Genomic DNA, 23,865 nt, shown 5'->3' on the forward strand with positions numbered 1-23,865 from the left:
GGGAACGGCCGGGGGTGCCGAGCTATTCCTGGGCCCGCCCCGCCGCCGGGGCGTGCTCCCCGAGCAGGGAGCGCACGTGCCGGACCGCCCGCCGGGCCTCCGGCGTCCACCAGGCGCCCACGTAGACGTGGAAGGCGCCGGGCTCGTAGATCAGCTTCCCCGGGTTGCCTGCCCGCGCCAGGTCCCGCGCGAAGGCCAGGACGTCGGCGGCCAGGATGTCCTTGCCGCCCTGGACCACGTGCACCGGCGGCAGCCCGGCCACGTCCCCGTAGAGCGGGCTGACCAGCGGGTCGGTGAGCTCGCGGTCCCGCGCCCAGGCCGCGGCCATGGGCACCACCCGGTCGGTGCTCAGCATGGGGTCGTGCGGATCGATCTCCCGCACGGCCGGGTGCGTGGCGGAGACGTCCACCGCCGGGGAGAAGCCCACCACGTGGTCGGGCATCCGCTGCCCGGCGTCCCGCAGGCGCATGGCCAGCCCGATCGCCAGGCACCCACCGGCCGAGTCCCCCGCCACCACGATCCGGTCCGCGGCGGGCCGGGCCACGAGGTCCGCCCAGGCCGCGGCGAGGAAGTCGTAGCCCTCGTCCACGTGGCCCTCCGGGGCCAGCCGGTACAGCGGGACCGTGACCGTGGTCCCGGTGTCCTTCACGAGCTCGCGGACGATCCACCAGTGCGCCGGCAGCAGCGGGTTCACGAACGCCCCGCCGTGCAGGTAGATCAGGTGGGACCCGTCCGCCCCGGCGCGCGGGGTCAGGCGCAGCAGCGGGCGCCCGGCCACCTCGGTGCGCTCCACGGCGTGCGAGCGCCGCAGGTCGGCGGGGATCCTGGCCGGCTCCGGGTACCGGCGCCCGTGCAGCTGCTCCACCGGGGTCCACGGCTGCAGGCGCGCCCGCAGCCGGACCGCCTGGGAGGTCAGGGCCATGCTGATGCTCATCCGGTCACCCTTCCTTCGCGCCGGGCTCAGGCCAGCTGGAGGGTGGTGAGGCAGGTCGGGCTGTCCGGGGAGGTCTCGAACTCCTGGACCGCCCGGCCCCGCTCCGAGCTGATCTCGAGCGTGCCGGTGATGTCCTTGGGCAGCCAGAAGCCCACGAACCCGTTCTCGTAGCTGGTCACGCTCTCGTCCACGAGCACGGCCCCGGAGCCGTCGGTGATCCGCACGTCGAAGTCCTCGCCCACGAGCTCGCCCTGGCACCCGGAGAGGCTGTGGAAGAAGCACTCGTGGGTCGTGGTGGCATACGGGGCGACCGCCAGGTAGAAGCGGTCCTCCGGCATGGGCAGGGCCGTCTCGGCGGTGCCGTCGTCGAGGACCACCTCGTCGTAGGTCACGGAGCCGGCGAGCCCGGCGTCGCGGTCCTCGTGCGTGCGGTCCAGCTGCTCGACGACCTCCTGCGTGCTCGCGCCCTCGAGCCCGTGCGCCCGGAGCAGGTCGTCCTGCTCGGAGCCCCCGCCGGCGCAGCCGGAGACGAGGAGGAGGACGGCGGCGGACACGGACAGCACGGCGGATCGCATGGGTCCATGATATCGGGGCGGCCCCTGTCGCCGGCCCCTCCGCGGCCGCCCCGGGATGCCGGGAGTTTCCTGTGGGACCGGTCACAGATCCCGCCCCGGCGGCTAGAGTGGATGTCCAGTGGTGTGAGGGGTTCGGGAGGATCCGCCGTGCAGAACACCGAGAACAACGACGTCTCCGGGATCGTGCTCCTGATCGCCGGGGCGGTGGTCCTGTCGGTGGTCTCGTTCGTCCTCGTCAACCTGGGCACGATCCTTCTCCTCCTGCTGGCCGGGGCCGTCCTGTGGCTGCTCGGCATGTTCGTGCGGGAGTTCGCCCGCTCCCTGACGGAGCGCGCGCGGGAGCGGCTGCACGGCACGTCGCGAAGCCCTACCGGGTCCGGTGCGCGGACGGCCTGCAGGGCCACCGCGAGGATTCCGGGCAAGAGCCCCCGGAAGAACAGCGGGAAGTCGATCGTGAGGACCGCCGAGCAGGCCCGGCTGACCGCCGCGGAGGACATGCGCACCGCGTGGATCCGCTGGCAGCTCGGCGTCCTGCCGCCGCAGCAGCGGCACGGGGACGCGAGCTTCATCGCCGTCCGGCTGGCCGAGGTCCCGCACGCGGACTGGGACGCGACCCGGCTCCGGCGGCACGGCCAGGCCCTGTGGTCCGTCCGGGACGCCGCCGCCAGGACGCCCCTGCACGGGGAGGTCGAGGCCCGCCTGGACCGGGTGGCCGCCATGCTCTCGGAGCTGACCGACGAGGAGTTCGACACCCACCGCGGCCAGATCGACGACCGCTACCTGTACCACCCGGACCGGGAGGTCCGGGCCGCCTACCTGGCGGGCGGCTCGCAGGGCGTCGAGGCCATCATGGGCACCATTACCGCCGTCCGCGCCCAGGTCCGCGAGGACGCCGCCGCCCGGGCGGCCGCGGACTTCCTGGCGCGCGAGCGCAACGCCGCGCTCCGGGCCCTGCGGGAGACCCGGCGGCCGGCCCGGCCCCGGGACGCCCACGCCGCGTGGGAGGCGCAGGCCGAGCAGATCGGCCGGTGAGCCGCCGGGACCGGGGCGGGCCCTACGCCAGATGCTCCTCCGGCTCGCCCTGGAACTCGCGCACCTCCACCGGGAGCGTGGTCGCCTGCGCCAGCTTGCGGCCCCACTCGATGGCGGCGTCGTAGTCCGGGGCGGCCACGATGCAGATGCCCCCGGCGTGCTCGTCTTCGCGCTCGTACGGACCGTCGGTGGTCACCACGTCCTCGCCGTGGAAGCGCACGACGACGGAGGCCTCCGCCCGGTCCAGGCCCCCGGCGAAGACCCACGCCCCGGCCGCCCTGAGCTCCTCGTTGAACGCGGCGACGTCCCGCATCACGGGCTCGAGGATCTCCGGGGCCGCCGGTCCGCCGTCGGGCTGTTCGATGCTGAGCAGGTAGTGCTTCATGGCGAGCCTCCTGGGCGTCGGATGGTCCTCGGAGTCTACGGTCGCGGCGGCCCGCCGAAATAGACCTGGGCGTCCACCACCTGCCCGTCGCGCACGGTGATCGCCTCCATGTTCCGGAAGGTCCCCCCGGTCCGGAGCTCGTACTCGTACCGGACGAGCACCAGGCCGGGCTCCGCCTCGACCACCTGGAGCAGGTCCTGCCGGGAGACCCGCTGCGCCGTGGGGAAGCACCGCTCGAAGTACGCGGCCCGGTCGATGTGGTCGTCCTGCGGGGACGTGAACCGGAATCCGTCCCCGACGAGCCCGCGGGCCGCCGCCTCGTCCTGCGCGAGATAGGCGGCGAAGAGCCGCCGGACGACGTCCGTGCTGCTGCTGGTCATGCCCGCAAGCTACTCCCGGGCGGGGTGCGGGACAAGCACCGGAGCCGGTCCGCCCGCCGGGGCTCAGCCGTTCTGCGGGACCTGGGCCACCAGCTCGTCGTCGCCGGGCTCCGCCACGGGCGGCAGGGCCCGGGCCTGCTCCGCGACGGGGCGCACCGCGCGGTCCGCGGGCTCCAGGCGCACGGTCCGGCCCGTCTCGAGGGAGGCGAGCACCGCCTCGTGCACCCGGATGTCCATCAGCCCCTCCTCCCCGCCGGCCTCGGGATCGGTGCCGGTGAGGATGCAGTCCGAGAAGTACTCGGTCTGGCCCGCGAACTGCTCCACCGGGTCGTGGGTGCGGGTCTCGCTGCGCCCGTCGCGGGTCACGGTCCAGCTGATGCCCACCTCGGGGCCGAAGCCGAAGCACGGCTGCGCCGCGACCACGCCCCCGGTGCCCACCACCGTGAACTGCTCGGTGGCCTCGCCCGCGTAGCTGATGGTGAACTGCGCCACCCGCTGCCCGGGGAAGCGCAGCGTCACCGCCACGGTGTCGTCGAAGTCGAAGCCGCGCCCCGGGGTCCGCACCCCCATCGCGTGGACCTCGAGGGGCTCGGCCGCGAACAGGTGGCGCACCGCGTTGAGGGGGTAGCTGCCCATGTCCGGGATGGGCCCGCCCCAGTACCCGGAGTGCCCGCGGTGGTTGGCCTCGTCGATGTCCTGGGTGAAGACGGCGGTGAACAGCCGGGGGTCGCCCACCAGCCCCTCGTCCCGGACCCGGGTGATCAGCTCGAGCGTGCCGGGTTCGTGGTGCAGCCGGTACGCGACCATCAGCCGGGCCCCGCCGCGCGCGGCGGCGTCGATCATCGCCCGGCAGTCCGCCACGGACGTCTCCATCGGCTTCTCCACCAGCACGTGGACGCCCGCCTCGAGCGCCGGCTCGGCGAACTCGCGGTGCCGGAACACGGGCGTGGCCACGTAGACCGCGTCCACGTCCCCGGAGGCCAGCAGCGCGGGGTAGTCCTCGTAGGAGTACGCGGGCACGCCGTACTCGGCCGCGAGCTCCCGGGCCTTGTCCGGGGTGCCGGTGACCAGCGCCGCCAGCACGGAGCTGCCGGCCCGGGCCATGGCGGGCAGGAACGCCTGCTGGGAGATCTGGCCGAGCCCGACCACCGCGTAGCGCACGGGGCCGTTCGTCGAGGGGGCGGTCCGGGGAGAGGTCATGGGGGCATCCTTCGCGGTCGGGACGGACGGTCCCGGCCAGACTAGCCCCGCGGGGTCCCGGCCCGGCGGAGCGGGCCCGGCGTCCCCGGATCCCGCCGGATGCGCGATCATGGGAGGTCCGAGGGACCGCGCACGCGTCCGTCCCCGCCCGTCAGGAGGATCCGTGCCCAAGAGCAAGCCCCGCAAGAAGGCCGCCGCCAAGAAGAAGCAGCAGCGGCGGGAGTTCCACGCCGCGGCCGGCGCCCGCACCGTCGACATCGAGGGCGCCGCCCAGGGCACCTGGGACGACGACGCCCACGAGCTGCTCGTCGCCCGCGGCTGGGTGGCCTACCGGGACCTGGAGATGGACCAGCTCGGCGACGGGTGGGAGTGGCTGCCGTCCCAGCTGCCCCTCGACGCCGGCGTGGGCGGGGAGCCCGGGCCCACCACCGTTTTCGCCGCGGCCGAGGGCGGCTACGACGTCGAGCTGGCCAACCCGAACGGCTCCGTGGACCCGGACCGCGCGGGCCACTACGACACCCTCGAGGACCTCGCGGCGGACCTGGACAGCCTCGAGGCCTGGCGCGTGCCGGCCGACGAGTACGTCCTGCCGGACGTCCCCGCGTTCTCCGCGGACACCCCGTGGGCGATCTGCCAGCTCTGGGCGGGCGGGATGATCGACCACTGGGAGCTCGCGGCGGACCTCATCCACTTCCCGTACGAGGAGACCGAGGAGGGCTTCGCCGCGGTCGAGCGCGCCCACCGGACCGGGCTGATCCCCGCCCAGCTCTACGCCGCGATCCGCGCCGGCCGGGCCGCGTAGCGGGATCCTCTTGTCGGGGCCCCGGGCCCGGCGTAGCGTGAGCCGGGACCATCACCCTGCTGAGCGCACGAGGAGCGGCATGAGCGAGACGACCCCGGACCCGGCCCGGAACAAGCCCTCTCAGGCCGAGGGGGACGTGCCGGAGGACCAGAGCGTGCAGTCGGCCGTCGACCCGGACGACAACAAGCCCTCCCAGGCCGAGGGGGACGCCCCCGAGGACGCGCCGGGCGACGACTGATCCCCGGCACGGACGGTCCCGGGCGCCCCGCCGAGGGCGGCAGCGCCCGGGATCAGTGCCGGGTCAGCCCCCGGTCGTCCCGGGCGGAGGCGTTCTTCGGCGCCCACGCGGACAGGCCGAGGAGGTCGGCCACCTCGCGGTAGTGGCTGGTGGAGAGGATCCCGAAGCCGGCCTCGACCGCGCGGCGGTAGTAGTGCACGTCCAGGGCGTCGGCGGACAGGTTCTCGTCGTAGCGGTGCAGCTCGAGGCGCATGGGCACGTTCCAGCTCCGCATCCGCAGGCTCTCCTCCATGTCCGGGACGTAGTGGCCGGCGAAGCCGATCACCCGGCGGAGGTCGGGCACCTCCCGCCGGACGGCCTCGACCGTGGGCAGGCCGTCCGGGTGGGTCGGGACGAAGTAGACGAGGTCGGGGGCGATCCTGCGGTAGACGGCCAGCTCCGTCAGCCCGTGCACGCTCACCACCACCTGGCCCTCGGCCCGGTGCGTGCGGACGAGCTCGACGACGGCCTCCGGGGTCACGTTCTTGACGTCGAGCCACAGCACCGCCCCGGCCAGCACTGCCCAGGTGAGGAACTCGCCGGCCTCCCGGATGGGGAACCGGGTGACCTCGCCGTAGTTGTCCACCAGGTGCTGGCTGAGCACGTAGTCGGCCGACTGCTCGCTCACCGGGCCGGCGCCGGTGCTCCCGTGCCCCATGACGGCCTCGTGCAGGACCACGCACCGGCCGTCGACCGTGGTGCGCAGCTCGATCTCGATCATGGTGCGCGCCCGGGTGGCCAGGACGTTCTGGGCGGACTCGAGCGCCGAGCAGGGCCAGGGCCCGTCGGGGTGGAATCCGGCGCGGCGGGCGAGCAGGAGGGGCCCGTCGGCGGACAGGCGGTCGTGGCGGGTGTAGGCGGCCAGTTCGGCCGGCGAGTCGAAGACGATCGAGTGCCCTGCTGCGCGCGCCGGCACGTCGGCTGCGACGTGGTCCGGCGAGTCCGGGCGGCGGTAGTTCTTCGGCATGGGAACTCCTGGGGGGATGGGAGCGCGGACAGCGGCCGTGGGGGGACGGCCGGCGGACGGGAAGCGGGGGAACCGCCCGTCCACGTGCTCGGGGGCCCTCGGCCACCCGTGCACGCTCCAACTCTTCCACGTCCGAGGCCGAATACGTGGCTGCGATCTGCATGTCGTTGCCTCCGCGCAGGACATTGCGGGTGCTGAGGCCCCGGAAGAGCGTCCTGGGGATGGGCCGGTAGGCGGTGCGGCCGTCCCGGACGGGCCGGACGCCGGTCCCGTGGCGCAGGGCGACGGCGTGCAGCCACACGTCGTCGGCCATCGGCGCGCACGCGGTGAACGCGGTGCCGAGCTCGCGCAGGGCGTCGAGCAGGTGCGGCGGGTAGAGCACGCCGGAGGTGCCCGTGGCGAAGGTGCGGACGGACGCTCCCGCCGGGGCGCCGGGGCTCCATGTCGCGTAGGGCAGGATCCGTCCTCCGCCGAGGCGGATCCGGTGGGTGCGGTGGGCGACCACGTCGTGCGGGTGCCGCGCGTGGACCGCGAGCAGCTCCTCGAGCCACGCCGGGCCGTAGAGCACGTCGTCGTCCGCGATGACCAGCGGCAGCTCGTGCCGCGCCCGGGACCGGACGCAGGGGTAGTACTTCTGGTGGGGGCCCCAGTCCTCGGTGCACCTCAGCTCGAGGCCCCGGCGCACCAGCCGCGCCAACGGTGGGGGCGGGTCCGCCACGACATCGGCCTCGCGCAGCCACAGGATCAGCCGCTGCGGGCGCACGGTGCCGTGCACCATCGACTCGACGGCCAGGTGCACCGCCCGGATCCGGCTCCCGTAGGACGTGAGGCTCACGACCACGGGCGCGTCCCCCCGCACGGGCGCGTCCGAGAAGCGGTTCCGGACCCGGAAGTACAGGGCGCTGCGGCTGGTGCGGAACGAGCGCAGCCAGTCGAGGACCAGCTCCCGGGACAGCACCCACCGCAGGGGGTGCCGGCGCCTCCCGCCCGGCCGGGGTCTCACGACGGGCGTGCCGGGGCCGCCCGGGCCGCGCCGCCGCCGGATGGTTCTGCCTCGGTCATGGCCTCATTCTGGCAGGAGCCGCGCTCAGATCTCCGCGGCGGCCAGCACCGGCAGGGTGGGCGTCTCGGAGCCGCCGGCGGGCTCCACGGTCATGGCCACCGCCCCGGCCCGGTCGACGTCGCCGTCCAGCCAGACCTGCACCTGTCCGCCGCCGAAGCGCACGTCCGGCACCGGGGTCTCGTCCTGCACGAGCCACAGCTGGTACTCCCGGCCCTCCCCCGGTCCGGCGAGGTCGGAGGCGACGAACAGCGCCGCGTCCGCCTGCGCCGAGACCACCAGGGTGGCCGGCCGGCCGTCCACGTCGAGCTGGCGGGTGGTGACGTCCGGGGCGCTCAGCAGCCGGTTCTGCCGGTCCTGCTCCTGGGCCACGAGCTGCTGCTCCCGCTGCTCGGTCTGCGTGCCGACGGCCCAGCCGCCCAGGGCCGCACCCGGCAGGAGCACGGCGGCCGCGGCGGCGGCCAGCCAGCGGCGCCGGGGCCGGCGCCGCTGCGCCAGGGACACGGGCGCGGCCCCGGCCTGATCGTCGGCCCGGTCCTCGGCCCGCTCCTCCGGCCGACGCTCCTGGGGCGTCCTGCGCACGGCCGCGAGGACGTCCCCGCGCAGCGCCGCCGGCGGCGGCTCGGCCACGGCGGCGGCGAGGTGCGCCCCGACCTCCCCGAACGCGGCCACCTCCTCCCGGCAGGCGGCGCAGCCGCGCAGATGGAGCTCGAACGCGGCGCGCTCGCCGGGCTCGAGGGCGTCCACGGCGTAGAGCGCCGCGTCGGCGTGGACATCGCCGGCCCGGTCGTCCCCCTGGATGTCCTTCACTGCCGCACCCCCAGTGCCGATCTCAGATTGGTGAGTCCGTCGCGGATCCTGGCCTTCGCCGTGCCCAGCGGGACGTCCAGGTGCTCCGCGACCTGCCGGTGACTGTACCCCCGGTAGTAGACCAGGCAGACGGCCTCCCGCTGGAGCGGGCTGAGCCCGCCGAGCTCGGCCCGCACCTCCTCGGAGTCCAGGGACTGCTCCACCTCGCTCCAGGTGGAGTCGGAGGGCGTCTCGGCCCGCCGGACCTCGTACTGCTGGTCCCGGTCCCGCTCCCGCTGGCTCTGCCGGATCCGGTCCACCGCGCGGCGGTGGGCCATGGTGCACAACCACGCCAGGACCGTGCCGCGGCCGGCGTCGAAGCGCTCCGCCTGCTGCCATGCCATCAGGTAGACCTCCTGGACCACCTCGGCGGCGAGCTCCGGGGAGCGGAGCAGCCGCAGCACGAGTCCGTGGACCGTGGACGACGTCGCGTCGTACAGCTGGGCGAAGGCGTCCTCGTCACCGCCCGCCACGCGGCGCAGCAGCTCGACCTGTTGTTCGGTCCGCCCGGGCACGGGGACCGGGGCCCCGGCTCTCCCGCTCCGGCCGGTCGGTCCTGGGCTCACGCGGTCTCGCTGTTCACTCGGAGAGCGGCGCCCCGCCCGGGGTCCGGGCGGGAGCAGTGTCGCACTGCACCTTGCCACACCGGGTCGATGTGATGCCATCGACACACTCGTCGTCTCCATGACCGTTGTTCGTCGCGGGGCCGGCACCGGACGGGTCGGCGGTCCGTTCCGGCGCGCCGGAAACTTTTCTGCCCCCGCACCCGTCCGGGCCCGTTCCGGCGCCGAACTCACCGTGCGCACACCGAAAGTGCGCACCCGGCACGACCCCCCGGTACGACACAGGAGAGAATCTGATGCGCAAGTCCATGCTCCTCACAGTCCCCACCCTGGCCCTCGGCGCGCTCACCATGGCCGCCGCGCCCGCCGCCGCCCACGACTCCGACATGTGGTCCGCCCAGGCGGCGCTGAGCACCCTGAACAACTCCGGCACCACCGGCGACGTCATGGTCGACGTCCACGGCACCGAGGCCACCGTCACGATGAACGTGAGCGGCGCGGCCGAGACGTTCATGGACGGCCCGTTCCCGCACGCCCAGCACATCCACATCCACGGCCAGGGCACCTGCCCGGGCCCGGAGGCGGACGCGGACGGCGACGGCGTGGTCAACACCACCGAGGGTCACCCCTTCTACGGCATGATCGGCACCTCGCTGACCACCGAGGGCGACACCAGCCCCGACTCCGGCCTGGCCGTGGAGCGCTTCCCGGGCGGCTCCGCGTACACCTACGAGCGGACCCTGCAGCTGGACGAGGCCACCGCCGAGTCCCTGCAGAACGGCACCGCGGTCGTCGTGGTCCACGGCGTGGACCCGGCGAAGATGCCCGCCGCGGCCGCCGAGAAGATGAGCGACCTCGACCCGGCGCTGCCCGCGGCCGCGACCCTCCCGGCCGCGTGCGGCACGCTGACCGCCTCGCAGATGGGCGCGATGCCGGAGGGCGGCGCCGACACCGGCGTGGCCCAGGAGACGGGGTCCACCGCCCAGGCCGCGGCCCTCGGCGGCGGCGTCCTGGCCGCCGCGGCCGGCGCCGCGTGGGCCCTGCGCCGTCGCGCCGCGCGCGGCTGATCCGACGGGACGGTTCCTGCTGTGACGGGATCGACCACCGGTCGTCGCGGAGGCCTGCTGGCCTCCGCGGCGACCGCCGTCCTGCTCGCCACCGGCTGCGCCGCGTCCGACGACGGCACCGCGCCGGCGGCCGGCAGCACCGCGCCGGCGGCCTCGAGCACCGCCTCGCCGTCGAGCATCTCGGCGCCCTCGGGCGCGGTGTCGGCCCCGCCCGCGGACGGGAGGCCGAGCGCCGCCGCAACTGACGGACCGGCGGACGGCCCGGCAGTCCTGGGCGCGGCGGAGCCGGTCTCCCTGTCCGTCCCGGCCACCGGCACCGAGTCCGAGCTGCTGCACCTGGGCCTGCGCGAGGACGGCTCGCTCGAGGTCCCGCCCGAGGGGCCCGGCTCCCCGGCGAGCTGGTACACCGGGTCCCCCACCCCCGGCGAGCGCGGCCCGGCCGTGCTGCTGGGCCACGTCAACGCCACCGGCGGCGGCCCCGGGGTCTTCGCCGGGCTGCGGGCCCTGGAACCCGGCGACGCGATCGAGGTGGCCCGGGAGGACGGGTCCACGGCGGTCTTCGCCGTCGACCGCGGGGAGCAGTACGGCAAGGACGACTTCCCCACCCTCGAGGTCTACGGCAACACGGAGGGGTCCGAGCTGCGGCTGATCACCTGCGACGGCTTCGACCCGGCCACCGGGGAGTTCGACGACAACTACGTGGTCTACGCGTCCCTGGTGCCCTGAGCGGCGCAGCCCTGGGAACGAGCGCTGGTGCCCACCGCCCCGGCCTCGCGCGGAGAACGACCCTTCCCTAGGCTTCTGCGCAGGGAACGGCCGTTCTCTGCATCTGTCGCACCAGCGAGAGGAAGAGCCTCCATGGGTCACATCACCGTCGGCACCGAGAACAGCACCGACATCGAGCTGTACTACGAGGACCACGGCAGCGGTCAGCCCGTCGTCCTCATCCACGGGTACCCCCTGGACGGCTCGTCCTGGGAGAAGCAGACCGCCGCCCTGCTCGGGGCCGGCTACCGCGTGATCACCTACGACCGCCGCGGCTTCGGCCGCTCGAGCCGGCCGACGACGGGTTACGACTACGACACCTTCGCCGCCGACCTCGACACCGTCCTGAGCACCCTCGACCTGAACGACGTGGTCCTGGTGGGCTTCTCCATGGGGACCGGGGAGGTGGGGCGCTACCTCGGGACCTACGGATCCTCGCGGGTGGCCAAGGCGGCCTTCCTGGGCTCGCTCGAGCCGTACCTGCTGCAGACCGAGGACAACCCCACGGGCGTGCCCCAGGACGTCTTCGACGGCCTGGCCGCGGCCGTGACCGCCGACCGCTACGCGTTCTTCGCCGAGTTCTTCGGCAACTTCTTCAACACGGACACGTTCCTGGGCACGGACCGGCTGAGCCAGGAGGTCGTGGACGCCTGTCGGAACATCGCCGCCCGCTCCGGGGCCGTGGCGTCGGTGGCCGCCCAGCCCGCCTGGCTGACCGACTTCCGGGCCGACATCCCCAAGATCGACGTGCCGGCCCTGATCGTGCACGGCACCGCGGACAACATCCTGCCCATCGACGCCACCGGCCGGCAGTTCCACCAGGCCCTCCCGCAGGCGGAGTACGTCGAGATCGAGGGCGCCCCGCACGGGCTGCTCTGGACCCACGGCGCGGAGGTCAACGAGGCGCTGCTGGACTTCCTCGCCCGGTAGCCGCCCCTGCCCCCGGCGGGACGGCCCTCCGCCGGACGACGACGGACCCCGCCTGCCGTGCGCTCGAGGCGCGGCGGGCGGGGTCCGCTCCGTTCCCGGGGCCCGGGAACCGTCAGTGGCGGGGGCCCTCGTGGCCGGGCACGTCACCGGGGCGATCGGTCCCGGCCGGTCCTCCCGGCTGCCCGTCCGGGCGCTCGCCGGCGGCGGGGCCGCCCGTGGTCGGGCCGCCGGTCGCCGGGCCGCCCGTGCTGGGGCCGCCCGTGGCCGGGCCGCCGGAGGTCCGGTCGCCGGGGGCGCGGCCCCCGCCGAGGAACTGGCGGGCCTTCTGCTGGACCGTGTCCACGTGGCGCTCGTACTTGTGCCCGGTGCGCTTGTCCACGAAGCTGCCGGCCTGGTCGAGGACCTTGTCGACCTTGTCCGGGTTGCGCTGGGCGAGCTGCTTGGCCTTGGCCGTGAGCCCCTTGAAGTTCACCATCACGTCTCCTTCCGAGAGTGGTCACCGCGCGCGGGAGCGCCGCGGTGCTGCCGCCAGTCCATCACGCGGAGCTGTCCGCCGGCTGGCCGAGGCCGGGAGGCCGGCGCTCCTGGCCGACCACGTGCTGGAAGCGCAGCAGGTTGTCCGGGTCGTAGAGCGCCTTGGCCCGGACCAGACGGGCGTAGACCTCCTCGGACCACGCCCGGGCGTGCTCGGTCTCCCCGCCCGGAACCCCGTGCATGTTCACGAAGGCCCGGCCCGTGGACCACGGGGCCATGGCCTGCAGGATCTCGGCCAGCGCCCGGGGCGTCGCCGCGGCCACGTGGGGCGCGAGCCAGCCGATGAGCTCCAGGAAGAACGCCGCGTCCCGCCCCGAGACCGCGTCCTCGACGCCGTCGGTCCGGGCGAAGGCTCCACCCATCAGCCGGATCCCCACCTCCGGCAGCGGGCACCGGCTGCCGGGCCCGGCGCTCTGCAGCAGCGTCATGACCGCGGCGGCGTCGAACTCCCGCAGGAACTCCCCGGTGAGCACGTAGAGACCCGGCTCGGTGGCGTCCATGTGCACCTGGTCGATGTCCCGGTAGTCCATGGGCCCCACCAGGTCCAGGACCGGCCGGGAGACCGCCCGCATCGGCTCGAGGACCCGGGCGCCCTCCTCCTCCGGACCGACCCAGCAGAAGCGCAGGTGCACGAGCATCCGCTTGTGCAGCTGCTCGGGGACGGTCGGGTCGTGCGGCATCCAGCGCAGGGCCACGGACGTCGAGGCGCGCTCCGGCAGGGTGGGCGCCCACCGGCTGAACGCGCTCAGCACCTCCTGGGCGTCGGTGCCGGGGTAGAAGATCCCGCCGCCGTAGAGCTCCTCCAGGGGGACGAGGCCCATGGTCATCGCGGTGACGAGGCCCAGGTTGCCCTTGCCCCCGCGCAGCAGGGCGAACAGCTCCGGCTCGTGCCGGGCGTCCACGTGGCGAAGCCGCCCGTCGGGGGTCACCACCTCGAGGCCCAGCAGGTGGTCGGCGGCGAAGCCGAAGATCCGCCCGAGCACCGGCAGCCCGCCGCCCAGGGTGTAGCCGACCGCCCCGGCGTCGCTGGCCGAACCGGTGAGGACCGCGAGGCCGTGGGGCGCGACCGCGTCGATCACGCGGCGCCACCGCACGCCGGCGCCGATCCGAGCGGTCCGGCGGCGGAGGTCGACCTCGATCTCCTGCATCCGGTGGGTCGTGACGAGCACGCCGCCCTCCATGGGCTGGTCCGCGCCGTGGCCCGTGGACTGCACCCCCACGGGCTCGTGGTGGGCGGCGGCCCACCGCATCACGGCCACCACGTCGGCGGCGTCGGTCACGCCCGCCACCGCGTCCGGGTGGTGGACGGCGGCCAGGTTGAAGCCGGCGACCTCCTGCGCGAAGCCGGCCTCGTCCGGCAGCAGGACCGGACCGCGGACCTGCCGGTGGAGTTCTTCCACGTCCGTTCTCGAGATCATCGCGGGCCCCCTCGGCACCGGCGATCCGCGGTGCGGGGCCGCTCGGGCCCGCAGGCGCCGCAGAACAGGTCCATTCTCCCACGCGGGCCCGCCGGTGCGCCCTCCGGAGCGTGCACGGAATCGTCACGGGGCGCCGGCCGGCACGGCCCGGACGGCACGGCCGGAACGGGGCGGGGCCGCGGGGAGGGTCAGTCGCGCTCGAGCGGCAGGGCGGGCGCCAGCCGGCGCAGGGACGTGAACGTGGGCACGAGGGCCTCGTAGAGCTGCTCGAACACCGGCTGCAGGGACGCGTGGACCGCGGCGTCGGCGGGGTCCGGGCGCACCACGGACTCGACCTCCACCAGGTCCGCGGCCACGTCGACGGACTCGATCAGCCCGAGCGCCTGCATCCCGAGCAGCGCGGCGCCGAACCCGGAGCCCTCGTGGCCCGAGGCGAAGGAGATGTCCGTGCCGAGGACGTCGGCGAGCAGCTGCCGCCACAGCGGGCTGCGGGCGAAACCGCCGGTGGCGCGGATCTGCTCCACGGCCAGACCGGCCGAGCGCATCGACTGCAGGACCAGGCCGAGCTGCTGGCACACCCCCTCCAGGGCCGCGCGCACCAGGTGTGCGCGGCGGTGGGCGCGGGTCAGCCCCACGTAGGCGCCCTTGGGCAGGGAGCTCCAGTGCGGGGCGCGCTCGCTCAGCAGGTAGGGCAGCATGAGCAGCCCCCCGGACCCGGCCGGGACGCTCCCCGCGAGCGCGAGCAGCTCCTCCTCCGGCTCCTCCCCCAGGTCGGGGGCGAGGGCGTCCCCGGCCCAGCCCAGGACCACGCCGCCGTTGTTGATCGCCCCGCCGACCACCCAGCGCCCCGGGGTCAGGGCGTAGCAGAAGACCCGTCCCAGCGGGTCCACCACGGGACGGTCGACGACGACGCGCAGCGCGCCGCTCGTGCCGATCGAGCAGGCCGCCACCCCGGGCCGGACCGCGCCCAGGCCGAGGTTGGCCAGCGGGCCGTCGCTGGCCCCCACCACCACGGGCACGGTGGCGGGCAGCCCCGTGGCCCGGGCGCCCTCGTCCGTGAGCCCGGGCAGGACGTGGGTGGTGGGCACCAGCTCGGGCAGCTGCTCGGGCAGGATCCCGGCGTGGGCGAGGGCCTCGCCGTCCCAGGCCAGCTCGTGGATGTTCATCAGACCGGTGGCCGAGGCCACCGAGTGGTCCACCACGAGCGCGTCGCACAGCCGCAGCAGCACGAACTCCTTGATGCCGGCCCAGAAGGCGACGCGCTCGCACAGCTTGGGCTCCTGGTCGTGGAACCAGACGAGCTTGGGCAGCGGCGACATGGGGTGCACCGGGGTGCCCGTGCGCCGGTGCAGGGCGAGGCCGCCCGCGCTCGCGCGCAGCCGTTCCGCCTGGATGCTGGCCCGGGTGTCGGCCCAGGTGACGAGCGGGGTGAGGGGCTCTCCCTCGGGCGAGAGCCCGAGCAGGCTGTGCATCGCGGCGCTGAAGGACAGCCCGGCCACGCGCTCCGCCCCGACCTCCCCGACCACCGCGCGGACGGTGTCCAGCACCGCCTGCAGGATCAGCTCGGGGTCCTGGACGGCGTGGCCGGGGTGCGGCTCCTCCAGGGGGTAGCCGGCCGAGGCGGCGGCGAGCTGCTCACCGCCCACGGCGAAGGCCACGGCCTTGGTGCTCGTGGTGCCGATGTCGACGCCCACCACCACGGGCTCCGGGTGCCCGGTGCCGGCCGGCCCCGGCATCAGCGCGGCTCCCCGGGGGCCAGGGACACTAGGACCTTGCCGGAGACCGCGGAGTCGCGGGCCGTGGCGAACGCCTCCACGGCCCGGTCGGCGGGGAACTCGTGCGTGACCACGTCCTCGATCCCGGGGCGGTCGGCGAGCAGCCCGATCGCCTCGTCGATCTCGTCGTCGAACCGGAAGGACCCGCGCAGCTGGAGCTCCTTGGAGACCAGCGGGGCCAGGTTCACGGGCCGCGCCTCGTCCGGCACCATCCCCACCTGGACGACGACGCCGCCGCGGCGGGCGCCCACCAGCGCGGGGCTCACGGCCGCGGGCACGCCGGAGCACTCGAGCACCACGTCGAACGCCCCGGACGGGATCTGTTCGGCCCCCACCCGGACGGTGCCGTGCACGCCGAGCGCCCGGGCCCGCTCGAGCGGGCCCTCGAGGACGTCGGTGGCCACGACCTCGGCCGCGCCCCGGGCCAGGGCCGCCGCGGCGGTGAGCAGGCCGATCGGCCCGGACCCGGAGACGAGCACGCGCCGGCCGGTCACGTCCCCGGCCACGGTGAGCCCGTGCAGGGCCACGGCCAGCGGCTCGGCGAGCGCGGCCCGGCGCAGCGGCAGGCCGGCCGGGAGCACCCGGACCATGTCCCGGCGGACCAGCAGGTACTCGCTCATCCCGCCCTGGGTGTGCGGCCGGGTGGAGGCGCTGCCCAGGTAGGCCCCGCCGGGCCAGAGGTGGCGCCGGTCCTCGATCCCGGGCTGGGGCGTGCCGAACGTGGCCGGGTGGACCGTCACCGGGGTGCCGGGGGCGAGCTCGCCGGCGGGGTCCAGGTCCACCGTCCCGGAGACCTCGTGCCCGGGCACGAGGGGTTCCCGGACCACGTACTCGCCGTTGGCGCCCTCGGCCCAGTAGTGCAGGTCCGACCCGCACACCCCGCCGTAGGCGATCCGGAGCCGGACCTGCCCCTCGGCGGGCTCCGGGGTGGGCACCTCCTCGACGCGCAGATCGTCCTTGCCGTGGATCACGATGGCCCTCATGAGCTCTCCTCCTGGTGCGTCCCCGGGGCGCCGCGGTGCGGCGCGTGCCGGGTGGGACTGCGGGTGGTGCGGCGGACCCGGGTCAGAGGACGGAGGTCATGCCGCCGTCGACCAGGACGTTGTGCCCCGAGACGAAGCTGGAGGCGTCCGAGCACAGGTAGACCAGCGTGCCCACGAGCTCCTCGACCTGCCCCCAGCGCCGGGCCGGGGTGCGCTCGACCACCCAGTGGTTGAACGCCTCGTCCTCGATCAGCGCCTGGTTCATCTCGGTGGCGAAGTATCCGGGCGAGATCGCGTTGACCTGGATGTTGTGCCGGGCGAGGTCCGCGGCCATGCCCTTGGTGAGCATGACCACCCCGCCCTTGGTGGCCGAGTACGGGGCGATGGTCTGCCGGGCGAGCACCGACTGCACGGAGCCGATGTTGACGATCTTGCCCGAGCCGCGCTCCTGCATGCCGGGGACCACGGCCCGGGACACGTGGAACACGCTCGAGAGGTTCGCCGCGACGATGTCCTCCCAGTCCTGGGCCGCGAACTCGGCGAAGGGGGCGCGGCGCTGGATCCCGGCGTTGTTCACCAGGATGTCCGGGACGCCGTGCTCGGCGAGGACCGCGTCGATCCCCGTCCGGACGGCCTCGGCGTCGGTGAGGTCGAAGGCCGCCGTGACCGGGGCGGTGCCCGTGCCGGCGGCGATCTCGTCGCACACCCGGGCGAGGGCGTCGGCGTCGCGCCCGTGCAGGACCACGCGGGCCCCCGCCTCGGCGAGGCCCGTGGCCAGGGCCCGCCCCAGCCCCCGGGAGGAGCCGGTGACGAGGGCGAGCCGGCCGGTGATGTCGAAGACGTTGCGCATCCGGGGCCTCAGGCGATGTAGAAGATGACGAGGACGATGGCGAAGCCGAGGACGGACTCGAGGGCCTGCTGGACCGTCCAGGTCTTCAGCGTGGTCTTGACGTCCATGCCCATGAGCCGGCCCACGAGCCAGAAGCCGGAGTCGTTGACGTGCCCGGCGAAGACCGAGCCGGCGGCGGTGGCCAGGACCACGGCCGCGACCTCCACGGAGTTGAAGTTGCCCGCGGCCACGGCCGGTGCCATGAGCCCGGCGGCGGTGACGAGGGCCACGGTGGCCGAGCCCTGGGCCAGGCGCAGGACCACGGCGATGATGTAGGCCGCGAAGATGACGGGCAGCCCGATGCCGTCCAGCGAGGACGCCAGCGCGTCGCCGATGCCGGAGGCGCGCAGGATGCCGCCGAACATGCCGCCGGCGCCGGTGATGAGGATGACGGAGGCGACCGGGCCCAGGGAGGAGTCGATGACCTTCTCCAGGGCGGTGCCGTGCTCGCCGCGGCGGGTGCCGAGGACGAACAGGGCCACGAGGACCGAGATCAGCAGGGCGACCGGGGACTCGCCGAGGGCGGAGAGCACCTGGAACCACTCGGCGTCCTCGGAGACGGCGCCGGCGGCGCGCAGGAAGTCCAGGCCGGTGTTCATGAAGATGAGCGCCAGGGGCAGCAGCAGCAGGGCGATGATGGTGCCGACTCGCGGCGGGTTGGCGGGCTGGTCGTCGTCGACGTCGCCGAAGAAGCCCGGGACGGGGAGGACGTACTTGGTGCCCACGCGCTTGCCCCAGAGGTACGCGGAGACGTACCAGAGCGGGAACGCCAGCAGCAGGCCGATGAGCAGGACCATGCCGAGGTCGGCGCCGTAGAGCTCCGTGGCGGCCACGGGACCGGGGTGCGGCGGCACGAAGACGTGCATGACCGAGAACGCACCGGCGGCCGGGATGCCGTACAGGAGGACGTTGTTGCCGCTCACCCGGCGGGCGACGGCGAAGATGATCGGCAGCATGACCACGAGGCCGGCGTCGAAGAAGATCGGGAAGCCCATGATCAGGGAGGCGATGCCGAGCCCGAAGGGCGCGCGCTTCTCGCCGAAGATGTCCACGAGCTTGTCCGCGAGCACCCGGGCGCCGCCGCTGTGCTCCACGAGCTTGCCGAGCATGGCGCCGAGGCCGATGAGCAGGGCCACCGAGCCGAGCGTGCCGCCGAAGGCGGTGACCGCGGTGTCCACGATCATCCCCGTGGGGATGCCCGTGGCGAACGCCGTCAGCAGCGCCACCAGGATCAGGGTGAGGAAGGCGTGCAGCTTGAACTTGATCACCAGGACCAGGATCAGTGCGATGGCGGCTGCCGCGATCGTCAGCAGCGGCGCGGTGCCGAGGGTCTGTGTCCAGTCTTCCACTGAGTTTCTCCGTTGATCTCGTGCCTGCGGGCAGGCCCTGGGGTCTCGTCGTGAGCCACGACACACGCTAGGCTGACAGAAAGATCATACTTTTGGCAACAGGGTCGGCGCGACCGCGCCGCACATGACGGACGGAGCGTCCATGCACGGGGTGGAGCAGCACAGCGGGGTGCTGGACCGGCTCGGCGAGAGCATCGCCTCCGGGGCGCGGGCGCCGGGAACGGTCCTGACGCTCGCGGCCCTCGAGGAGGAGTTCGGGGTCTCCCGCACGCTCGTGCGGGAGGTGGTGCGCGTGCTCGAGTCCATGGGGATGGTGGAGTCCCGGCGGCGGGTGGGCGTCACCGTCCGCCCGCCGCGGGACTGGAACCCGTTCGACCCCCGGCTGATCCGGTGGCGGCTCGGCGGCCCGGGGCGCGACGAGCAGCTGCGGAGCCTGACCGAGCTGCGGACCGCCATCGAGCCCGTGGCCGCCCGGCTGGCCGCGGTCCGGGCCGACGGGCCCACCCGGCGGCGCCTGGTGGAGCTCGCCGCCCGGCTGCGGGAGCTCGGCGAGGCACGCCGCGGCACCGACCCCGAGTACCTGGAGGTGGACACCGCCTACCACGCGCTGCTGCTGGAGGCGAGCGGCAACCCGATGCTGGCCGCCCTGCAGGACGTGGTGGCCGAGGTGCTCTCCGGCCGCACGGCGCTCGGGCTCATGCCCCGCTCCCCGGACCCCGGCGCGCTCGAGGACCACGAGGCCACGGCCGCCGCTGTCGCCTCCGGAAACGCGGCCGAGGCCGAGGCGCGGGCGCGCGCCGTGGTGGTGGAGGTGCTCGAGGGGGTCGTCGACGTGACGGAGAACACCGCCTGATCTGGCCGATGGTCTGCTGGGCCCGGGCCGCGCCGTTCCTAGGCTGAGCGCATGGCCACACCCGTCACCGGCTACCTGTCCCGGGTCTCGGGGCCCCGCCGGAGCCCCCGTTACGACCTCCACCTGGCCTGCCTGCTGATCCTCGTGGCCGGCATGCTCAACTCTGCGGGCTTCGTGGCCGTGGCGCTCTACACCTCCCACATGACCGGCCTGACCGCGACCATGGCCGACCACCTCGTGGACGGGGACGTGGAGCTGCTGTCCCTCGGCGCGGTGGGACTGGGCGCGTTCGTGCTCGGCGGCATCTGGTGCTCGCTGCTCTTCACCTGGGGCCGGCGGCGCGGGCTCGGGTGCCGGTTCGCGAACGTGCTCGCCTTCGAGGGCGCGCTGATCCTGGTGTTCAGCCTGACCGCCGAGGCCGTCGAGGACGACCACCGCGGCCTCGTGCCCGTCGCCGTCCTGTGCTTCACCATGGGGATGCAGAACGCGCTCCTCAGCAAGGTCGCCGACATCCCCGTGCGCACCACCCACGTCACCGGGATGGTCACCGACATCGCGATCGAGCTCGGCAGGATGCTCTACCCCCACCGCACACCGGGTCCGGAACCGGTCCGGGCGGACCGCAGGAAGCTGCGGGTCCTGACCACCCTCGTGGGCCTGTTCTTCCTGGGCGGCGTGACCGGGACGGTCGGCTACCTGGCCGCGGGGTTCTCCTTCCTGGTGCCGGTCGCCCTGCTGCTGCTGGTCCTGGCCTACCGTCCGGTGGCCCGGGACCTCTCCCGCAGGCGCCCGCCCGCCCGCGCGTTCCTGTGAGCCGGCGCCCCCGCCCGTAGGCTGGGCCCATGGGCATCTCGGAGACCGACCGCGGACACCTGCGACGCTGCGTGGAGCTGGCCCGCGAGGCCCTCGACGCCGGGGACGAGCCGTTCGGCTCGGTGCTGGTCTCGGCGCGGGGGGAGGTCCTGTTCGAGGACCGCAACCGGGTGGCCGGCGGTGACGCGACCCGCCACCCCGAGTTCGAGATCGCCCGGTGGGCGGCCGCCCACCTGACCCCGGAGCAGCGCTCCGCAGCCACGGTCTACACCTCGGGCGAGCACTGCCCCATGTGCTCGGCGGCCCACGCCTGGGTGGGGCTGGGCCGCATCGTCCACGCCTCCTCCTCGGCGCAGCTCGGACGGTGGCTGGACGAGCTCGGCGCCCCGCCCGCCCCCGTCGCGGCGCTGCCGATCACCCAGGTGGCCCCGGGGGTGCCCGTGGACGGCCCCTGCCCCGAGCTGGCGCCGGCGGTGCGCGACCTGCACCGCCGGCTGCACCTCACCCGGAAAAGGACCGGGACCGACCCGCGAGGTCGCAGCTGACGGCCACCGCGCCCGGCTGCGTCGCCGTCAGCCGCAATCTCGGCGCGGGGTGGCCAGGGGCCCCGTCCGGGGACCAGGATGGAGGGGTACCTCCGGTGGGCGGCGCCCGCCGGAACCGTTCGACGAGAGGAACGATCATGGTGGACATGGGAGGATTCGCGGACAAGGCGAAGGACCTTGCGGACCAGCACCCGGACAAGGTGCAGCAGGGCATCGACCGGGGCGGCGACGCCGTCGACGAGCGCACCGGCAACAAGTACGAGGGCCAGGTGGACCAGGCCCAGGAGAAGGCCGGCGGCTTCCTCGGCGCCGACGAGAAGGACCAGCAGCAGAACTGATCCGTGGCCGCTGACCTCGGCCCCGCCCGCCTCCCGGCGCGCGGGGCCGCGGCCTGTCAGGCCAGCGCTGCGGCCAGGTAGGGCGCCGTGCGGCTGGCCGGGCACGCGGCGACCTCGGCCGGGGTGCCGGCGCACACGATCCGCCCGCCGGCCTCGCCGCCGGACGGGCCCATGTCGATCACCCAGTCCGAGGACGCCACCACGTCCATGGCGTGCTCCACCACCACCACGGTGTTGCCGGCGTCCACGAGGCGGTTGAGCTGGCGCAGCAGCAGCTGCACGTCCTGCGGGTGCAGGCCGGTGGTGGGCTCGTCCAGGAGGTACAGGGTGTGGCCGCGACGGGCCCGCTGCAGCTCGGTGGCCAGCTTGATCCGCTGCGCCTCGCCCCCGGAGAGCTCGGTGGCCGGCTGGCCGAGCCGCAGGTAGCCGAGCCCCACGTCGAGCAGGGTGCGCAGGCTGCGCGCGGCGGCCGGGACGTCCGCGAGGAACTCCGCGGCGGTCTCCACGCGCATGCCCAGGACGTCGGCGATGCTCCGGCCCCGGTGGGTCACCTCCAGGGTCTCGGGGTTGTAGCGGGCGCCCTGGCAGTCGGGGCAGGGCCCGTAGGTGCCGGGCAGGAACAGCAGCTCGACGGCCAGGAAGCCCTCGCCCTGGCACGTCTCGCACCGGCCGCCGGTCACGTTGAAGGAGAACCGTCCGGCCCCGTAGCCGCGGGCCCGCGCCTCGTCGGTGGCGGCGTAGAGCTTGCGGACCGCGTCGAACAGCCCCGTGTAGGTCGCCAGGTTGGAGCGCGGGGTGCGGCCGATGGGCCGCTGGTCCACCCGGATCAGCCGGTCCAGGTGCTCCAGGCCCTCGACGGCACCCACCCGTGCCCCGGCGGCGGGCGCGGCGTCGTCCTCGGCGTCGACGGGCGCCGCCCCGCCGTGCACGTGCCGGCCGACCGTCTCGGCCAGGACCTGGCTGACCAGCGTGGACTTGCCCGAGCCGGAGACCCCGGTGACGGCGGTCAGCACGCCCAGGGGGATTTCCGCGTCGAGGTCCACCAGGTTGTGGCGCGTGACGCCGCGCAGCCGCAGCCGCCGCTCGACCGGGCGCGGCGTGCGCTCCGCCGCCGTGCCGCCCGGAGGATCGTCAGGCGAGCCGTCAGGGGAACCGTGCGGGGGGCCGTCCGGGAACAGGAAGGGGCGTGTGGCAGACTCCGCCACGTCGGCCAGGCCGGGCACGGGGCCGCTGTACAGCACCGCGCCGCCGCGGTCCCCGGCCTGGGGCCCCACGTCCACGACCCAGTCGGAGCGCCGCACCACGGCCATGTCGTGCTCCACCACGAACACCGAGTTCCCGGAGGCCTTCAGCTCCTCGAGCACGGCCAGCAGCGGCTCGGCGTCGGCCGGGTGCAGGCCCGCCGAGGGCTCGTCGAGCACGTAGACCACACCGAAGAGCCCGGAGCGCAGCTGAGTGGCGATCCGCAGCCGCTGCATCTCCCCCGGGGAGAGCGTGGGCGTGGACCGGTCCAGGCTCAGGTAGCCCAGCCCCAGGTCCAGCAGCACCTGCAGCCGGGCGAGCAGGTCCTTGGCGATGGTCACCGCGGCCTCGCTGCGCTCCCCCGAGGACACCGCCCGGGAGGCGGTCCCGGCGTGCTCCAGGGCGGCGGTGGGCCGGACCACCTCGGCCAGCTCGCCGAGGGACGCCCCGTTGAGCTCGGCGATGCTCCGGCCCGCGAAGGTCACGGCGAGCGCCTCGGGACGCAGGCCGCTGCCGGCGCACGCGGGGCAGGGTCCCGTGACCACGTACTGCAGGACGCGCTCGCGCATCTGCTGGCTCGCGGAGTCCGCCAGGGTGTGCAGGACGTAGCTCTTCGCACTCCAGAATCGGCCCTTGTACGGCTTCGCCACCCGGTCCCGCTGCGGGGTGATCTCCACGACCGGCTGCTCCTCGGTGAACAGGATCCAGTCGCGCTCCTCCCGCGGCAGCTCGCGCCAGGGGACGTCGACGTCGTGGCCCAGGTGGCTCAGGATGTCGCGCAGGTTCTTGCCCTGCCACGCGCCGGGCCACGCCGCGACGGCCCCGTCCCGGATGCTGAGCCCCGGGTCCGGGACCAGGGAGGGCTCGGTGACGTCGTGCACGGTGCCCAGGCCCGAGCACCGGGGGCACGCGCCGGCGGCGGTGTTGGGCGAGAAGGCGTCCGAGTCCAGGCTGCCCGCGGCGGAGTCCGGGTAGGTGCCCGCCCGGGAGAAGAGCATGCGCATCGAGTTGGACAGCGTGGTGAGGGTGCCCACGGTGGAGCGCGAGCTGGGCGCGCCGCGCCGCTGCTGCAGGGCGACGGCGGGCGGCAGCCCGGTGATTCCCTCGACCGCGGGGTTGTGCCCCTGCTGGATCAGGCGCCGTGCGTAGGGGGCCACGGACTCGAGGTAGCGCCGCTGCGCCTCGGCGTAGATGGTGCCGAAGGCCAGGGAGGACTTCCCGGACCCTGAGACGCCGGTGAAGGCGACGATCGCGTCGCGGGGGACGTCCACGTCCACGTGGCGCAGGTTGTTCTCGGAGGCTCCCCGGACCCGGACCATGCCGGTGCGGGTGGTGCCGGG

Annotated in this window: 25 protein-coding genes; 10 read left to right on the forward strand and 15 right to left on the reverse strand. The window is 74.6% G+C overall.

The genetic code is table 11. The annotated features are described in order from the left end of the window. Positions 1–22 precede the first annotated feature (22 nt). Together EQG70_RS17600 and EQG70_RS17605 are read right to left on the reverse strand one after the other, a co-directional pair. Positions 23–934 carry an alpha/beta hydrolase gene (locus EQG70_RS17600; RefSeq protein ID WP_052132782.1) on the reverse strand — a complete coding sequence of 304 codons (912 nt, stop codon included), beginning with the start codon at positions 932–934 and terminating at the stop codon, positions 23–25. Positions 935–960: 26 nt separating this feature from the next. Next, the gene (locus tag EQG70_RS17605) at positions 961–1,509 is read right to left on the reverse strand and encodes a CueP family metal-binding protein (protein ID WP_109269063.1); all 549 of its coding nucleotides are present in this window, start codon (positions 1,507–1,509) and stop codon (positions 961–963) included. A gap of 147 nt (positions 1,510–1,656) precedes the next feature. Between EQG70_RS17605 and EQG70_RS17610 the strand changes: the two genes are divergently transcribed. Then, the gene (locus tag EQG70_RS17610; RefSeq protein WP_109269062.1) at positions 1,657–2,541 is read left to right on the forward strand and encodes a hypothetical protein; all 885 of its coding nucleotides are present in this window, start codon (positions 1,657–1,659) and stop codon (positions 2,539–2,541) included. A 22-nt stretch (positions 2,542–2,563) separates the two neighbouring features. Here EQG70_RS17610 and EQG70_RS17615 read toward each other — a convergent pair whose 3' ends face one another. The 3 genes from EQG70_RS17615 to EQG70_RS17625 all read right to left on the reverse strand — a co-directional run bounded on the left by EQG70_RS17615 (position 2,564) and on the right by EQG70_RS17625 (position 4,506). Then, positions 2,564–2,926 (reverse strand): YciI family protein, encoded by a 363-nt coding sequence (locus EQG70_RS17615; RefSeq protein WP_017834993.1) that lies wholly within the window; start codon positions 2,924–2,926, stop codon positions 2,564–2,566. A gap of 35 nt (positions 2,927–2,961) precedes the next feature. After that, positions 2,962–3,306: a nuclear transport factor 2 family protein gene (locus EQG70_RS17620; RefSeq protein ID WP_017834994.1), complete on the reverse strand. Its 345-nt coding sequence runs from the start codon at positions 3,304–3,306 to the stop codon at positions 2,962–2,964. A 63-nt stretch (positions 3,307–3,369) separates the two neighbouring features. Beyond that, on the reverse strand, positions 3,370–4,506 hold the full coding sequence (locus EQG70_RS17625; RefSeq protein WP_017834995.1) for a Gfo/Idh/MocA family protein: 1,137 nt from the start codon (positions 4,504–4,506) through the stop codon (positions 3,370–3,372). Between the two features lie 163 nt (positions 4,507–4,669). Between EQG70_RS17625 and EQG70_RS17630 the strand changes: the two genes are divergently transcribed. After that, positions 4,670–5,308, forward strand: a complete 639-nt coding sequence (locus EQG70_RS17630) for a hypothetical protein (protein ID WP_017834996.1) — start codon at positions 4,670–4,672, stop codon at positions 5,306–5,308. A gap of 79 nt (positions 5,309–5,387) precedes the next feature. Then, on the forward strand, positions 5,388–5,546 hold the full coding sequence (locus tag EQG70_RS18240) for a hypothetical protein (RefSeq protein WP_154676755.1): 159 nt from the start codon (positions 5,388–5,390) through the stop codon (positions 5,544–5,546). 52 nt (positions 5,547–5,598) lie between these two features. Here EQG70_RS18240 and EQG70_RS17635 read toward each other — a convergent pair whose 3' ends face one another. The 3 genes from EQG70_RS17635 to sigK form a co-directional block, all read right to left on the reverse strand. Then, positions 5,599–6,552: a PI-PLC domain-containing protein gene (locus tag EQG70_RS17635; protein WP_109269061.1), complete on the reverse strand. Its 954-nt coding sequence runs from the start codon at positions 6,550–6,552 to the stop codon at positions 5,599–5,601. Positions 6,553–7,639: 1,087 nt separating this feature from the next. Then, on the reverse strand, positions 7,640–8,422 hold the full coding sequence (locus EQG70_RS17640; protein WP_138976499.1) for an anti-sigma factor: 783 nt from the start codon (positions 8,420–8,422) through the stop codon (positions 7,640–7,642). Continuing rightward, positions 8,419–9,027: an ECF RNA polymerase sigma factor SigK gene (gene sigK, locus EQG70_RS17645; RefSeq protein WP_158279186.1), complete on the reverse strand. Its 609-nt coding sequence runs from the start codon at positions 9,025–9,027 to the stop codon at positions 8,419–8,421. Before sigK ends, EQG70_RS17640 begins: the two co-directional genes overlap by 4 nt. 293 nt (positions 9,028–9,320) lie before the next feature. Here sigK and EQG70_RS17650 point away from each other — a divergent pair, with 293 nt between their 5' ends. From EQG70_RS17650 to EQG70_RS17660, 3 genes are all read left to right on the forward strand, one after another. Then, positions 9,321–10,091: a hypothetical protein gene (locus EQG70_RS17650; protein WP_017835002.1), complete on the forward strand. Its 771-nt coding sequence runs from the start codon at positions 9,321–9,323 to the stop codon at positions 10,089–10,091. A gap of 21 nt (positions 10,092–10,112) precedes the next feature. Continuing rightward, positions 10,113–10,817, forward strand: a complete 705-nt coding sequence (locus tag EQG70_RS17655) for a class F sortase (protein WP_035924455.1) — start codon at positions 10,113–10,115, stop codon at positions 10,815–10,817. A 132-nt stretch (positions 10,818–10,949) separates the two neighbouring features. After that, the gene (locus tag EQG70_RS17660) at positions 10,950–11,786 is read left to right on the forward strand and encodes an alpha/beta fold hydrolase (RefSeq protein WP_017835004.1); all 837 of its coding nucleotides are present in this window, start codon (positions 10,950–10,952) and stop codon (positions 11,784–11,786) included. 112 nt (positions 11,787–11,898) lie between these two features. On the opposite strand, the gene EQG70_RS17665 is transcribed toward EQG70_RS17660, so the two are convergent. From EQG70_RS17665 to EQG70_RS17690, 6 genes are all read right to left on the reverse strand, one after another. Then, the gene (locus tag EQG70_RS17665; RefSeq protein ID WP_035924449.1) at positions 11,899–12,261 is read right to left on the reverse strand and encodes an antitoxin; all 363 of its coding nucleotides are present in this window, start codon (positions 12,259–12,261) and stop codon (positions 11,899–11,901) included. 61 nt (positions 12,262–12,322) lie between these two features. Next, positions 12,323–13,738, reverse strand: a complete 1,416-nt coding sequence (locus EQG70_RS17670) for an FAD-binding oxidoreductase (RefSeq protein ID WP_232035213.1) — start codon at positions 13,736–13,738, stop codon at positions 12,323–12,325. Positions 13,739–13,926: 188 nt separating this feature from the next. Beyond that, positions 13,927–15,474 carry a gluconokinase gene (locus tag EQG70_RS17675; RefSeq protein ID WP_109269057.1) on the reverse strand — a complete coding sequence of 516 codons (1,548 nt, stop codon included), beginning with the start codon at positions 15,472–15,474 and terminating at the stop codon, positions 13,927–13,929. Next, positions 15,474–16,496, reverse strand: coding sequence for a zinc-binding dehydrogenase (locus tag EQG70_RS17680; protein WP_109269056.1), 1,023 nt, complete (start codon positions 16,494–16,496; stop codon positions 15,474–15,476). The genes EQG70_RS17675 and EQG70_RS17680 overlap by 1 nt, the downstream gene beginning before the upstream one ends. Positions 16,497–16,578: 82 nt before the next feature. Then, on the reverse strand, positions 16,579–17,346 hold the full coding sequence (locus tag EQG70_RS17685; protein ID WP_109221559.1) for a glucose 1-dehydrogenase: 768 nt from the start codon (positions 17,344–17,346) through the stop codon (positions 16,579–16,581). An 8-nt stretch (positions 17,347–17,354) separates the two neighbouring features. After that, the gene (locus tag EQG70_RS17690; RefSeq protein ID WP_109221560.1) at positions 17,355–18,734 is read right to left on the reverse strand and encodes a GntP family permease; all 1,380 of its coding nucleotides are present in this window, start codon (positions 18,732–18,734) and stop codon (positions 17,355–17,357) included. A 124-nt stretch (positions 18,735–18,858) separates the two neighbouring features. On the opposite strand from EQG70_RS17690, the gene EQG70_RS17695 reads away from it, so the two are divergent. The 4 genes from EQG70_RS17695 (at position 18,859) to EQG70_RS17710 (ending at position 21,283) form a co-directional block, all read left to right on the forward strand. Further along, on the forward strand, positions 18,859–19,587 hold the full coding sequence (locus tag EQG70_RS17695; RefSeq protein ID WP_051063850.1) for a FadR/GntR family transcriptional regulator: 729 nt from the start codon (positions 18,859–18,861) through the stop codon (positions 19,585–19,587). 51 nt (positions 19,588–19,638) lie between these two features. Continuing rightward, a complete protein-coding gene (locus EQG70_RS17700) occupies positions 19,639–20,400 on the forward strand; it encodes a YoaK family protein (protein WP_017835012.1) in 762 nt (253 codons plus the stop codon). 29 nt (positions 20,401–20,429) lie between these two features. Continuing rightward, a complete protein-coding gene (locus tag EQG70_RS17705; RefSeq protein ID WP_109269055.1) occupies positions 20,430–20,945 on the forward strand; it encodes a nucleoside deaminase in 516 nt (171 codons plus the stop codon). A gap of 146 nt (positions 20,946–21,091) precedes the next feature. After that, complete coding sequence (locus EQG70_RS17710; protein WP_306413708.1) at positions 21,092–21,283, forward strand: antitoxin; 192 nt, start codon at positions 21,092–21,094, stop codon at positions 21,281–21,283. Between the two features lie 56 nt (positions 21,284–21,339). Here the strand turns inward: EQG70_RS17710 and EQG70_RS17715 are convergent, their stop codons facing one another. Beyond that, entirely contained in the window at positions 21,340–23,844 is a 2,505-nt protein-coding gene (locus EQG70_RS17715) for an ATP-binding cassette domain-containing protein (RefSeq protein WP_109269121.1), read from the reverse strand. Between the last annotated feature and the right edge of the window lie 21 nt (positions 23,845–23,865).

The organism is Kocuria rosea (assembly GCF_006094695.1).
GTDB classification, from domain to species: Bacteria; Actinomycetota; Actinomycetes; order Actinomycetales; family Micrococcaceae; genus Kocuria; species Kocuria rosea.

Bases quoted from the DNA above. Each gene is read 5' to 3' on its own strand.
- EQG70_RS17675 (WP_109269057.1), bottom strand. From the start codon at position 15,474: ATGCCGGGGCCGGCCGGCACCGGGCACCCGGAGCCCGTGGTGGTGGGC.
- EQG70_RS17685 (WP_109221559.1), bottom strand. From the start codon at position 17,346: ATGCGCAACGTCTTCGACATCACCGGCCGGCTCGCCCTCGTCACCGGC.
- EQG70_RS17635 (WP_109269061.1), bottom strand. From the start codon at position 6,552: ATGCCGAAGAACTACCGCCGCCCGGACTCGCCGGACCACGTCGCAGCC.
- EQG70_RS17680 (WP_109269056.1), bottom strand. From the start codon at position 16,496: ATGAGGGCCATCGTGATCCACGGCAAGGACGATCTGCGCGTCGAGGAG.
- EQG70_RS17695 (WP_051063850.1), top strand. From the start codon at position 18,859: ATGACGGACGGAGCGTCCATGCACGGGGTGGAGCAGCACAGCGGGGTG.
- EQG70_RS17705 (WP_109269055.1), top strand. From the start codon at position 20,430: ATGGGCATCTCGGAGACCGACCGCGGACACCTGCGACGCTGCGTGGAG.
- EQG70_RS18240 (WP_154676755.1), top strand. From the start codon at position 5,388: ATGAGCGAGACGACCCCGGACCCGGCCCGGAACAAGCCCTCTCAGGCC.
- EQG70_RS17670 (WP_232035213.1), bottom strand. From the start codon at position 13,738: ATGATCTCGAGAACGGACGTGGAAGAACTCCACCGGCAGGTCCGCGGT.
- EQG70_RS17665 (WP_035924449.1), bottom strand. From the start codon at position 12,261: ATGGTGAACTTCAAGGGGCTCACGGCCAAGGCCAAGCAGCTCGCCCAG.
- EQG70_RS17650 (WP_017835002.1), top strand. From the start codon at position 9,321: ATGCGCAAGTCCATGCTCCTCACAGTCCCCACCCTGGCCCTCGGCGCG.
- EQG70_RS17715 (WP_109269121.1), bottom strand. From the start codon at position 23,844: ATGGTCCGGGTCCGGGGAGCCTCCGAGAACAACCTGCGCCACGTGGAC.
- EQG70_RS17700 (WP_017835012.1), top strand. From the start codon at position 19,639: ATGGCCACACCCGTCACCGGCTACCTGTCCCGGGTCTCGGGGCCCCGC.
- EQG70_RS17660 (WP_017835004.1), top strand. From the start codon at position 10,950: ATGGGTCACATCACCGTCGGCACCGAGAACAGCACCGACATCGAGCTG.
- EQG70_RS17605 (WP_109269063.1), bottom strand. From the start codon at position 1,509: ATGCGATCCGCCGTGCTGTCCGTGTCCGCCGCCGTCCTCCTCCTCGTC.
- EQG70_RS17620 (WP_017834994.1), bottom strand. From the start codon at position 3,306: ATGACCAGCAGCAGCACGGACGTCGTCCGGCGGCTCTTCGCCGCCTAT.
- EQG70_RS17710 (WP_306413708.1), top strand. From the start codon at position 21,092: ATGGGAGGATTCGCGGACAAGGCGAAGGACCTTGCGGACCAGCACCCG.
- EQG70_RS17600 (WP_052132782.1), bottom strand. From the start codon at position 934: ATGAGCATCAGCATGGCCCTGACCTCCCAGGCGGTCCGGCTGCGGGCG.
- EQG70_RS17625 (WP_017834995.1), bottom strand. From the start codon at position 4,506: ATGACCTCTCCCCGGACCGCCCCCTCGACGAACGGCCCCGTGCGCTAC.
- EQG70_RS17615 (WP_017834993.1), bottom strand. From the start codon at position 2,926: ATGAAGCACTACCTGCTCAGCATCGAACAGCCCGACGGCGGACCGGCG.